The sequence below is a fragment of the Streptomyces sp. HM190 genome (genome assembly GCF_009857135.1).
GTDB lineage: Bacteria > Actinomycetota > Actinomycetes > Streptomycetales > Streptomycetaceae > Streptomyces > Streptomyces heilongjiangensis.
This window is the reverse complement of record NZ_CP047318.1, coordinates 391,441-402,979: the sequence shown is the minus strand read 5'-3', so window position 1 is coordinate 402,979 and position 11,539 is coordinate 391,441. Positions and strand designations below refer to the sequence as shown.

The following is an 11,539-nucleotide window of genomic DNA, read 5'->3' as shown; positions in this document are numbered from 1 at the left end:
TCAATCGCCGAACTGCTCTCGGACGGCATCGAAAGTTTCGAGCGGACGCGACTGCCACTCGGTGAGGCCGGTGAGGCAGGTGAGGGCCGTGGTGAAGGTCGCGCCTGCGTTTCTTCAGTGCTCGTGCCTGAGGCCTTCATTGCCTGGCGCCTGCGCCCGCCGAGCCGGCCGCAGGCGTGAGCAGGCTGCGGAGGTCGATGACGCGGTAGCCGCGCGCGGTGATCGCGTCGAGCATCCGCGGCAGGGCCTGCGCGTCGATCACCTCGGTGCGGCCCTCGGACGCGCCGACGTGCATCTGGATGATCGACCCCGGAACCAGGGCGTCAAGCGCCCGCCCCACGGCGAGGTCCACGGTCATACCGCCTTCGGTGCCCTTCCATCCGTTGGTGTCGGCGGTGAACTCGATGTCCGCGAAACCCAGGCCGTTGACCTCGTTGATCTGAGCGGGGCTGGTCTCGCTGTAGGGGAAACGGAAGAACGGTGTCAGGGACGTTCCCGCCCCGGCCGTGCGCAGGGCCTGGTCCGTCGCCTGGACCTCGCGGCGCCGGCCGGCCGCGCTGAGGTCCCGGAAGTAGGGGTGGCTGTAGGAATGGTTGCCCAGCCCGTGCCCTGCGGCCGCGATCTTCCTGACCACCTCGGGCCGGCTGTCGGCGAAGGCGCCGGTCAGGAAGAACGTGGCAGGCGCGTGCCGACGGGCGAGCTCACCGAGGACGCTGTCGAGGCCGGCGTCGTTCCAGGCCGCGTTGAAGGTCACCGCGACCACCTGCTCACGCGTGCGGATCAGACGGTTCTCCGACCCGAACAGCGCCTGCAGGCCGTCCGCGGCTGCCGTCGGGCGCATCGGCACGGCTCTCGCCGCCCCGGTCGGGGGCCCGGACACCACCTCCCAAGCCCCGGCGAGCAGCCCGGCAGTCACCAGGCGGCGGGAGACCCTGCGGCGTGCGGCGAGAGAGCGCGTTTCCATGCCCTCGTCATCGGCCGACCGCCACCCGCCCTTGAGCCCGAGCCGGGGGAAGGCTTCATCGCGGAGGGCGACCGATTCGGCCGGGTCATGGACCTCCGCGTTTTGCCGGTCGTCGCGTCCCACGGCCGAAGGGGGCCGCGTCCCCCTCGCCGGCCAGCGCTGCACCCCAAGGGCCACCTCCCCCGGAACGTCCACGCGCCGCTGCTGCGCGCGGGGACAGCGTGGTGGTGTTCTCACTCGCGGGCGCCTGCGCCTGGAACATCTCCCACCACGACTTCCTGACGCACCCGCACCCCGGGGCCCACCTCGTGGACTGAGCCCTCTCCGCCCCCGGCCCCTCCCGCCCGTCCCTCTTCTCCGTACCCGTCCGATCCCCCCGCCCACCGCGACCGTCCTCCGTGTGTGACCGTTGACAGGCGGGCGAGCCGGGCGCACACTCATGCAGCAACTTAGTGAACTGAACTTCACCTGACGAACAAGGTCGGCTCCCGGAGGCGGGACACGGCTCGTCCTCAACGACGAGGAGTACTCATGCACACCACCGTCGGCATCATCGGCGGCGGCCCGGCCGGGCTGCTGCTGGCCCGTCTGCTGCACAACGCGGGTATCGACAGTGTGGTTCTGGAACGCAAGGACCGGGCCTACGTCGAGCAGCGGCAGCGCGCCGGAATCCTGGAGCAGGCCACCGTCGACGTGCTGCGGGCCTGCGGGGCCGGCGCCCGTCTCGACGCCGAGGGGATGCCGCACGACGGCATCGAACTGCGCTTCGCCGGCCGCGCCCACCGCGTCGACTTCCCCGAGCTGACCGGCGGGCGCCGCGTGTGGGTCTACGCCCAGACCGAGGTCGTCAAGGACCTGATCGCGCTCCAGCTCGCCGACGGCGGTCCGCTGCTGTTCGAGGCCGAGGTGCACGCCGTGGAGGGCGTGGACGGCGACCGCCCGCTGATCCGGTACACCCACGAGGGCCGTGAGCAGACCCTGACCTGCGACTACGTGGTCGGCTGCGACGGCTTCCACGGCGTGGCCCGCGACGCCGTCCCGGACGGGGTGCGCACCACGTACGAGCGCGTCTACCCCTACTCCTGGCTGGGCATCCTCGCCGACGCCCCGCCTGTCTACGACGAGCTGATCTACGCCAACTCCGAGCGGGGCTTCGCGCTGGCCAGCATGCGCTCGCCGTCCGTCAGCCGGCTCTACCTCCAGGTCCCCAACGGCACGGACCCCGCCGACTGGTCCGACGAACGGATCTGGGACGAGCTGGACGCCCGGTTCGCCCTGACCGCGAACCCCGGCTGGCGGCTCAAGCGGGGGCCCGTCACCGCCAAGGCCGTCCTGCCGATGCGCAGCCACGTCACCGAGCCGATGCGCTACGGCCGCCTCCTCCTCGCCGGTGACGCCGCCCATATCGTGCCGCCCACCGGCGCCAAGGGCCTCAACCTCGCCGCCACCGACGTCATCGTGCTCGCCCGCGCTTTCGCGCGGCTGAAGGAGACCGGGTCGACGGAGCTGCTCGACGCGTACTCCGACACCTGTCTGCGCCGGGTGTGGCGGGCCGAGCACTTCTCCTGGTTCATGACCACGACCCTGCACACCGACCCGGATCAGTCCCCGTTCGAGACGAAGCTCCAGCTCTCCCAGCTGCACCGCGTCGCCACGTCCCGCCACGCGGCGGCCGAACTGGCCGAGAACTACACCGGACTGGCGCTGGAGGACTGACCACCCGCGGGGAGGGGCGCCCCACCCACGGGGGAGAGGCGCCCCGCACGACACGGGACGCCTCTAGTGTGCGTCGACTCGACACGGCATCCCACCGCAGGCCCGTGGCTGTCCGGGCCCGCCGGACCCCGCGCGTCGCGACGCCGCGGAGATCCGTCGGAAGGACCCTGAGCCCGGTCGCCCTTCGGGCGGCCCCGCTGGTCCGGGGTGCCGTGCGGCGGCGGGCGCATCGGCTGCGGCGACGTCGCCGGCGACACCGGGGAGCCGGAACGACTGCCGTGCTGCTCGGGTCGCAGTGCCCCGGGATCGCCCGACGTGGGCTCGGCACCCGAGTACAACTGGTCCAGACGCGCCGTCAGCAGCTGGGTCACCGGCAGCCGGTCGGCGTGGCCGCGCTCGTACGCGAGCAGTTCCTCCACGTCGTCAGCGGTGAGCGACCGTACCCGGCTCTCCAGACCGCCGATCGGCAGATGGTCGTAGTCGGGCAGAGGCAGCGTCCGGTGGTCTGTCATGACTCTCACTCCCTCGTGCTCCCGCGCGGCGGTACGTACGCGGACCGGGTGGCACGGCGTGTTCCCGAGCGGGTGTGGCGCGGCGGGCCCCTGCCGTGGCAGGGGCCCGCCGCGCCACGGGGTCAGTGGGCGCCGATCCCGCCGCTGCCGAAGGAGCCGCTGCGGTGGCGGCTCCAGCGGGGCCGCTTCTTGTCGGGGTCGGGCCGGGTGCCCTGGTTCCCGTGCACCTCGTACGGCGTCAGCCGGTAGTCGCTCTTCGGGATCTCGTCCGGTTCACGGCTCCCCTGCTCCTCGCGCACAGGGCCCCCCTCCGGCAGCTTGGGCTGCTCCTCGGGCAGGGGGCGGCGCGGCTCGCGCGCACGGACGCGCGCACCCAGCCACAGGGCCCCGACCAGCACCGACACGACGACCACCCCCGCGATGAAGGGGGCGGCGCCGCCCAGTACGCTGCGCTCTGCTGCGAAATTAGCCCATTCCGTGTTCATATCGGATGAATACCCCCAAAGGGTCGGGTGAACCTGCTCTGCTCACTTGGGAGGCGGCCGGGGCGACCGTTCCTCTCCCCCGTGCCGGGGTGTGCACGGGTGCCCGGTCGACCGCCGGGGGAAACCGGAACGCGGCGGACGGTGCGCGGCGGACCACGTCCGGCGAACGATCCCGGTGGGTCCGACCCGGCGGACGACCGTGCGCGACGGGCCTGTGCGGCGATGGTCGCGTTTGACCGACCGCGCTCCGGCTACCCGCCCGGGGTGACCTCGACGACGACATCCCAGCAGGAACTCATCCGATTCCTCGAGGACCGCTTCGCGTGTGCACAGGCGTGCACCGAATGTGCGCGTGAGTGTGCCCTGCGGGCGAGCCTCGCCGACCCGGACGGCCCCGAGGGGCAGGAGCGCGTGCGCCGCAAGGGCATCATGTGCGCGGAGGTGTGCGACGCCACCTGCCGGGCGCTGTCCGAGCAGGCCGACCTCGACGAGGCGGCCGTCCGCCTCCAGGTCGAGTGGTGCCGGACCGTGAGCCTGGAGTGCGCCCGTGTCTTCGACGAGCACCCCGGTGCCGAGGAGAGTGCCCGGGTCTGCCGCGCCTGCGCCCGGGCCTGCACGGACTTCCTCGCCACCCTCGGCTGAACCGCGCGTCCTCCTCGGGCCCCTCCATGCCTCCCCGGGCGGCTCCGAAGGCGATCGGCCGGACCGCCACGCTCCCGCGTGTTCCCAATTACTGGAACACGTTCTAGCGTGTGCGCCGTCAGGTCGGCCCTGGGGAGCCTGGAGGCGCCGTGCACCTCGAATACACGCCCGAGCAGCAGCGGTTGCGCACCGAACTGCGCGCCTACTTCGCCGAGTTGGTACCTGCCGGCGCCTACACCAGGCACTCCGAGCCGGCGGCGCAGAAGCGCTTCTACCGGGAGACCATCCGCCGCCTCGGCGCGGACGGCTGGCTCGGCGTCGGCTGGCCCGAGGAGTACGGCGGGCGCGGACTGACCGCCATCGAACAGTTCATCTTCTTCGACGAGGCCGCCCAGGCCGGCGTCCCGCTGCCGCTGATGGCCCTCAACACCGTCGGGCCGACGATCATGCAGTACGGCACCGAGGAGCAGAAGTCGTACTTCCTGCCGCGCGTCCTGTCCGGTGAGATCGACTTCGCGATCGGCTACAGCGAGCCGGACGCCGGCACGGACCTCGCCTCCCTGCGGACCCGCGCGGTACGCGACGGCGACGAGTACGTCGTCAACGGCCAGAAGATCTGGACGACCAACGGCGACACGGCGGACTGGGTGTGGCTGGCGACCCGCACCGACCCGGACGCCCCACCGCACAAGGGCATCACCATGCTCCTCGTCCCGACCAACGACCCCGGCTACTCCTGCACCCTCATCAACACCCTCGCCTCGCACGACACCACCGCCAGCTACTACGAGAACGTCCGCGTCCCCGTCTCCCGCCGCGTCGGCGAGGAGAACAAGGGCTGGCGGCTGATCACCAACCAGCTCAACCACGAACGCGTCACCCTCGCCGCCCACGGCACCATGGCCATCCGCTCCCTGCACAACGTCCAGCGCTGGGCCACGGACACCGAACTCGCCGACGGCCGCCGCGTCATCGACCTGCCCTGGGTGCGCCGCCGCCTCGCCCGGACCCACACCAGGCTGGACGCGCTCAAGCTCCTCAACTGGCGCATGGTCAGCGCCGTCCAGGACGGCACCCTCACTCCCCAGGAGGCGTCCGCCGTCAAGGTCTACGGTTCCGAGGCGCGCCGCGACGCCTACGCCTGGCTCATGGAGGTCGTCGCCGCCGGCGGCGCCCTCAAGGAGGGCTCGGCCGGCGCCGTCCTGCACGGCGAACTCGAACGCGGCTACCGCTCGGCCGTCATCTTCACCTTCGGCGGCGGCAACAACGAGATCCAGCGCGAGATCATCGCCTGGATCGGCCTGGGCATGCCTCGCGTCCGGCGCTGAGGCAGGAGGCCGGCGGCGTGTGTTCGCTCACCCATTCGGGGGGATGATGCTGAACGGTCGACACACGCGCGAGCCGACAGCCACCCGAGGTGACCACAGATGACCGTGACCCGACCCGACGGCGTGGGCGCCCCGCACCGGGGCGACCCCGGACTCTTCGGGCCCGACTCGGTGACCTGGCAGACCCACGGCGATCCCATGATGTGGATCGCCGGGATCCGTGCGCTCTACCTCCAGGCCTTGCACCCCCGGGCCGTACGCGGCGTCATGCAGAACTCCGACTTCCGCAAGGACGCCTGGGGCCGGCTGCTGCGCACGGCGGACTTCGTCGGCACCGTGTCGTACGGCACCACGGACGCCGCCGAGCGGGCCGGCGCCCGTGTCCGGAAGATCCACAGCATGCTCACGGCCACCGACCCGGAGACGGGGGAGCGGTACGGCGTCGACGAACCCGGACTGCTGCTGTGGGTGCACTGCGCCGAGATCGACTCCTATCTGCACATCCTGCTGCGCTCCGGCTTCCCCCTCGGCGAGACGGCCGCCGACCGGTACGTGGCCGAACACCGCGTCAGTGCCCGCCTGGTGGGACTCGACCCGGCCGACGTCCCCGGCAGCCGCGCCGAGCTGGCCGCCTACTTCGACCGGGTCCGCCCCGAACTGGCCGCCGGACCGGAAGCGCGCGACGTGGACGACTTCCTGCGCCGTCCGCCCACCCACCCGTTGCTCGTACCGGCACGCGAAGCGCTCTGGCGGCGCGTGGCCGACCTGGCGTACGCCTCCCTGCCCCCGTACGCCCACGAGCTGTACGGCAGACCGGCCCCCGCGCCGGCGGTCGTCACCCGGCGCCTGCGGCGCACCGGCACCCTGCTGCGCGGCGTTCCCGCACGTCTGCGCTGGCAGCTCCCGCCCCAACACATCCTGAGGGCCATGGCCCGGCTCGGCCCCGGCACTCGCCCGGCACCGTACAAAGTCATGAGATAGGTCGCCGAACCGGACACCGGACCGGCCGGGGGAGAGCGGGTCCCTACGGACGGGGGCGACCGTCGGCGATGACGGACCGTCGCCGCCGTCGTCGAGGTGACCTGGGGCGCGCCGGCGTTGGTCCACCTGCCCCAGCCCTCTGGCCGTCCGCGATCGACGCGTGTTACCTGGAGCCATGCCTGCCACCCCCGCCCCACCAGCGCACCCCGGCCGCCCGGGACCCCGACCGCACGCCTCCTACGACGCGGTGATCGTCGGAGGCGGTCACAACGGCCTGGTCGCCGCCGCCTACCTGGGCCGCGCCGGGCGGTCCGTGCTCGTCCTGGAGCGGCTCGGGCACACGGGCGGCGCCGCCGTCTCCACCCGCCCCTTCACCGGGGTCGACGCCCGGCTGTCGCGGTACTCCTACCTGGTCAGCCTGTTGCCCAAGAAGATCGTCCGGGACCTCGACCTCGACTTCCGCGTCCGGGGCCGCACGATCTCCTCGTACACGCCCGCCGAACGCGACGGCCGCCCCACCGGTCTGCTGGTCGGCGGCGGCCAGCGCCGCACCAGGGAGGCGTTCGCACGACTGACCGGATCGGGGCACGAGTACGAGTCCTGGCGGCGCTTCTACGCGATGACGGGCCGCGTCGCCGAACGCGTCTTCCCCACGCTCGTCGAGCCGCTGCCCACCAGGGACGAGCTACGGGCCCGCGTCGACGACGAGGACGCCTGGCGCGCCCTGTTCGAGGAGCCCATCGGCGTCGCCGTGGAGTCGGCCTTCCACGACGACCTGGTGCGCGGCGTCGTCCTCACCGACGCCCTGATCGGCACCTTCGCGGACGCCCACGACCCCACCCTGAGCCAGAACCGCTGCTTCCTCTACCACGTCATCGGCGGCGGCACCGGCGCCTGGGACGTGCCCGTCGGCGGCATGGGTGCCCTCACGGACGCCCTTGCCGCCGCCGCCCGCGCGGCCGGCGCGGTGCTCGCCACCGGGCACGAGGTGCGGTCGATCGCGACCGATGGCCGGTCCGCCGAGATCACCTACCGGACACCGGACGGCGAAGGCACCGTCACGGCCCGGCACGTCCTGGTCAACGCCTCACCGCGGGAACTCGCGACGCTGACCGGCGACACACCGCCGGCGTCGGCCGAGGGCGCACAGCTCAAGGTGAACATGCTGCTCAAGCGGCTCCCGAGGCTCCGGGACGAGACCGTCGACCCGCGCGAGGCGTTCTCCGGGACCTTCCACGTCGCCGAGGGCTACGAGCAGCTCGCGACCTCCTACGCACAGGCCGCCGCGGGCCGGCTGCCCGAGGCGCCGCCCTCCGAGATCTACTGCCACTCCCTCACCGACCCGACGATCCTCGGCCCCGACCTGGTCGAGCAGGGCTACCAGACGCTCACCCTGTTCGGGCTGCACACGCCCGCGCGGCTGTTCGAGGCCGACAACGACGCCGTGCGTGAGGAACTCCTGAAGTCCACCCTCGCCCAGCTCGACGCCCATCTCGCCGAGCCCCTCGCCGACTGCCTCGCCACCGACGCCGAGGGTCGCCCCTGCATCGAGGCCAGGACCCCCCTCGACCTGGAACGCGACCTCGGGCTGCCCGGCGGCAACATCTTCCACCGCGCCCTCGCCTGGCCCCACACCCAGGAGGGCACCGGACGCTGGGGCGTGGAGACCCGCCACTCGAACGTGCTCCTGTGCGGCGCGGGCGCCGTGCGGGGCGGCGGGGTCAGCGGGGTGCCGGGCCACAACGCGGCGATGGCGGTGCTGGAGGCCCGCGACGGTCCGTCCTGACCCGTGGGCGTCCATGCTTTCGATCGCGCATTCCGGACAGGCGGGCGACGCTATAGGTACCTTTCCTTCCGCATCCGCACCCGAGCCGGGTGTGCGGATGCGGCTTCGTCCACAGAGTCGAGAGCGCGGTGACGGGAGAGCAGCGGGCGTCCGAGCCGCCCGGCGCGGGTGCGGTGCCACAGGCCGGGGGTCTGCCGTTCCACGCCTCGATGCTGGCCGCCGCCCGGGCGGCGGCCCAGGTCGCCGCCCTGCTGGCCGCCCTGCTGGGAGGGCTGAGCCTGGCGGGCTGGATCCTCGACGTCGACGGGCTGAAGCGGATTCTGCCCGGTGCCGGGACCTCCATGAAGGCGAACACCGCCGTGGCCGTCGTCGCCCTCGGCCTGTCGGTGTTCCTGGTCGCGCGCCGACCGCTCGGCACCGGCGCGGCGGGGCGGACTGTGCCGGGTCGGGGCGCGCCGGGTCCGCCCTCCGGGGGGACGACGGGATCCTCGCGGGCCACGCTGATCACCGCCCGCGCCGCCGCCTCCCTGACCCTCCTCATCGGCGGTCTCACCGGCCTGGAGTACCTCACCGGGGCCGGATTCGGCATCGACGAACTGCTCTTCGAGGACGACACGGCGGGCGTGGCGACGGGGAAGCCCGGACTGATGTCCCCGAACACGGCCGCGGGCCTGGTGCTCGGGGGATCCGCCTCCCTGCTGGCGAGCTTGCCCCGTGCGCGCGCCTGGACCAGTCAGGTGCCCGGCCTCGCCCTCCTGGCCCTCGGCATGCTGCGGCTCTACGGCGCCCTCTACTCCGTGCCCGAACTGGAGCGGTTCGGCGCGTACACGGGCATGGCCCTGCACACCGCGATCGCCCTGGTGCTACTGGGCACCGCCCTCTTCCTGGTCCGACCCGACGAGGGCCCGGCCGGACTGCTGATGAACTCGGGCACCACCGGCGCTCTCGGGCGCCGGCTGTTCGTCACCGTCCTGGTCGTACCGCCGCTGCTGGGCTGGGCCGTCCTCGCGGGTGAGGACGAGGGACTCTTCGGCGCGCGACTGGGCACCGCCCTCCTCGTGGCCGGCCACGTCGCCGTCTTCATGACGGTCGTCCTCGCGTCCGCGGTGGTGGGCCGGCGCGTCGAGGAGGCCCATGCCCGTGCCGAGTGGCAGGTACGGCAGAACGAACTGCTCCAGGCCTTCATGGACCACACTCCGGCGGAGGTGTTCATCAAGGACCTGGAGGGCCGCTTCCTGGCCGTCAACACGACGTTCGAGGCGGACACGGGCCTCACCCGCGAACAGGTCCTGGGGCTGCGGGACGCGGACGTCCTGCCGCCCGACCTCGCACGTCAGGCCCGCGCCGCCGACCTCGCCATGCTCGCCCGGGGCGCACCCATGCAGCGCGAGGAGCTGATGAGGCTGCCGGACGGCGAGCGGGACGTCCTCAGCTCCCTGTTCCCGCTGTACGACACGGACGGCAAGCCCTACGCCGTGTGCGGTGTGATCACCGACATCTCCGAACGCGTCGCGGCCCAGCGCGAGGTCCAGCGGGCCCGCCGGCGCTTCCTCTCCCTCCTGGAATCCGCGCCCGACGCCACCCTCATCCTGGACGGCGACGGCACCATCGTCATGGCCAACGCCCAGGTGGAACGCGTGTTCGGCCTCGTTCCGGACGACCTCGCCGGACACGACGTCGGCCGGCTGGTGCCCCCCGGCCGGCGCCGACGGCACAGCGCCCTGCTGAGCGCCTACCTGCGCCTGCCCGACCCCCGGCCGACGGTCGTGGACCGGGACCTGTACGGGCGGCGCCCCGACGGCTCCGAGTTCCCCGTCGAGGTCAGCGTCAGCAGACTGCAGGCCGAACAGCAGACCCTGGTGGTCCTGAGCGTGCGGGACATCACCGAGCGCAGACTGGCGGAGGCCGCGCGCGCCGAGCGCGCCGAGCAGCACCGGCACATCGCCTACACCCTCCAGCACAGCCTCATGGGGGAGCCGCCCCGCCTCCCGTACCTGCCCAGCGCGCACCGCTATCTGGCCTCCGTGCAGGACCCCGGGGTCGGCGGGGACTGGTTCGACGTCATCCCCCTCGGCGGACGCCGTACCGGCGTCATCATCGGCGACGTGATGGGCCGGGGTCTGGAGGCGGCTTCCGTCATGGGGCAGCTGCGCGCCGCCGCCCACGCGCTGGCCCGTACCGGCGCCTCGCCCGGCGCGCTCATGACGGCCCTCGACACCTTCGTCGGTGACCTCCCGGACCAGCTCGTCACCTGCGTGTACCTGGTCATGGACCAGGACGCGGACAAGGTCACCCTGTGCTCGGCCGGGCATCTTCCCGTCATCGCGCTGCCCCCGGACGGGGCGGCGCACCAGCTGCGGTCACCGGTCGGAGTCCCGCTCGGCGTCAACGACGCGACGAGCGGCTGGGTGCCGTTCGAGGAGGCCACCCAGCCGCTGCCGCCCGGCAGCACCCTCGTGCTCTACACCGACGGACTCGTCGAGAAACCGGGCACCGACATCGAGGTCCAGATCGGCGTCCTGAGCCGCACCCTCGAACGGGTACTGAAGGGCGCCCCCGTGGACCGGGAACTCCTCGACCGGGCCGCGGACCTGCTGATCGCCACCCTCCTCCCCGACCCCGACGCCCATGACGACGACGTGACGCTGCTGATGATCAGCGTGCCCGGCCCGGAGGCGGAGGAGGGCACCCGCGGCTGACCGACGGAGGGGGGAGGGACGTCACGGGGCCGCCGGACGTCCCGGGACGGGCCTCGACCGGGCGCGACGCGATCGGCGCAGACGTTCGGCAGGGATGTTCGGCGGAACCGGTCCGTCCGTCGCACGCTTCCGCCGGCGTGCTCGCGATGTCGGAGATGCGGGAGACCGAGGCGTTTCCGGCCGTGGTCGAGGAACCCCGCTTCGGGCGGGCCACCGACCGTCTGCGGCTGTCCACGTCACGGGTCGGCAACCTCGTGCGGACGGTGAAACGGCGACGGGAGCGCGCCTCTTCGCACGTAGGCTGTGACCGCGGCGGCCACTGGACGGCCCACGACGCCCCCTAGCTGCTCGTCACCGACCTGCGCGCCTTCTTCGGCCCGCTGTGCCGGAGCTGGGGTGACCCGCGGCGGTGCGTCGGAAAGCGAC

9 protein-coding genes and 2 pseudogenes are annotated in these 11,539 nt (G+C 72.8%); 8 read left to right on the top strand and 3 right to left on the bottom strand.

Annotated elements, in window-relative coordinates:
* Positions 1–136: 136 nt before the first annotated feature.
* On the bottom strand, positions 137–964 hold the full coding sequence (locus GSY65_RS01545) for a polysaccharide deacetylase family protein (protein WP_236579654.1): 828 nt from the start codon (positions 962–964) through the stop codon (positions 137–139).
* 115 nt (positions 965–1,079) lie between these two features.
* Between GSY65_RS01545 and GSY65_RS34440 the strand changes: the two are divergent.
* Positions 1,080–1,281, top strand: a pseudogene (locus tag GSY65_RS34440) (type III PLP-dependent enzyme); the annotation flags it as partial.
* A gap of 214 nt (positions 1,282–1,495) precedes the next feature.
* On the top strand, positions 1,496–2,680 hold the full coding sequence (locus tag GSY65_RS01540) for a 4-hydroxybenzoate 3-monooxygenase (RefSeq protein WP_159765562.1): 1,185 nt from the start codon (positions 1,496–1,498) through the stop codon (positions 2,678–2,680).
* Positions 2,681–2,853: 173 nt separating this feature from the next.
* On the opposite strand, the pseudogene GSY65_RS01535 reads toward GSY65_RS01540, so the two are convergent.
* Positions 2,854–3,192, bottom strand: a pseudogene (locus GSY65_RS01535) (hypothetical protein); the annotation flags it as partial.
* A gap of 122 nt (positions 3,193–3,314) precedes the next feature.
* Positions 3,315–3,677 (bottom strand): DUF6479 family protein, encoded by a 363-nt coding sequence (locus tag GSY65_RS01530; RefSeq protein WP_159765560.1) that lies wholly within the window; start codon positions 3,675–3,677, stop codon positions 3,315–3,317.
* Between the two features lie 264 nt (positions 3,678–3,941).
* On the opposite strand from GSY65_RS01530, the gene GSY65_RS01525 reads away from it, so the two are divergent.
* The 6 genes from GSY65_RS01525 (at position 3,942) to GSY65_RS01500 (ending at position 11,457) form a co-directional block, all read left to right on the top strand.
* Positions 3,942–4,319 (top strand): four-helix bundle copper-binding protein, encoded by a 378-nt coding sequence (locus GSY65_RS01525; protein ID WP_159765558.1) that lies wholly within the window; start codon positions 3,942–3,944, stop codon positions 4,317–4,319.
* Between the two features lie 149 nt (positions 4,320–4,468).
* Entirely contained in the window at positions 4,469–5,647 is a 1,179-nt protein-coding gene (locus GSY65_RS01520) for an acyl-CoA dehydrogenase family protein (protein ID WP_159765556.1), read from the top strand.
* A gap of 99 nt (positions 5,648–5,746) precedes the next feature.
* A complete protein-coding gene (locus tag GSY65_RS01515; RefSeq protein WP_159765554.1) occupies positions 5,747–6,628 on the top strand; it encodes an oxygenase MpaB family protein in 882 nt (293 codons plus the stop codon).
* 175 nt (positions 6,629–6,803) lie between these two features.
* Positions 6,804–8,414, top strand: coding sequence for a phytoene desaturase family protein (locus GSY65_RS01510; protein ID WP_159765552.1), 1,611 nt, complete (start codon positions 6,804–6,806; stop codon positions 8,412–8,414).
* Positions 8,415–8,542: 128 nt separating this feature from the next.
* The gene (locus GSY65_RS01505) at positions 8,543–11,113 is read left to right on the top strand and encodes a SpoIIE family protein phosphatase (protein WP_159765550.1); all 2,571 of its coding nucleotides are present in this window, start codon (positions 8,543–8,545) and stop codon (positions 11,111–11,113) included.
* A gap of 137 nt (positions 11,114–11,250) precedes the next feature.
* The gene (locus GSY65_RS01500) at positions 11,251–11,457 is read left to right on the top strand and encodes a hypothetical protein (RefSeq protein ID WP_159765548.1); all 207 of its coding nucleotides are present in this window, start codon (positions 11,251–11,253) and stop codon (positions 11,455–11,457) included.
* The last annotated feature ends 82 nt before the right edge of the window (positions 11,458–11,539 follow it).

Excerpts from the sequence above, each read along its gene's own strand:
- GSY65_RS01540 (WP_159765562.1), top strand. The coding sequence starts at position 1,496 with ATGCACACCACCGTCGGCATCATCGGCGGCGGCCCGGCCGGGCTGCTG.
- GSY65_RS01515 (WP_159765554.1), top strand. The coding sequence starts at position 5,747 with ATGACCGTGACCCGACCCGACGGCGTGGGCGCCCCGCACCGGGGCGAC.
- GSY65_RS01530 (WP_159765560.1), bottom strand. The coding sequence starts at position 3,677 with ATGAACACGGAATGGGCTAATTTCGCAGCAGAGCGCAGCGTACTGGGC.
- GSY65_RS01510 (WP_159765552.1), top strand. The coding sequence starts at position 6,804 with ATGCCTGCCACCCCCGCCCCACCAGCGCACCCCGGCCGCCCGGGACCC.
- GSY65_RS01545 (WP_236579654.1), bottom strand. The coding sequence starts at position 964 with ATGGAAACGCGCTCTCTCGCCGCACGCCGCAGGGTCTCCCGCCGCCTG.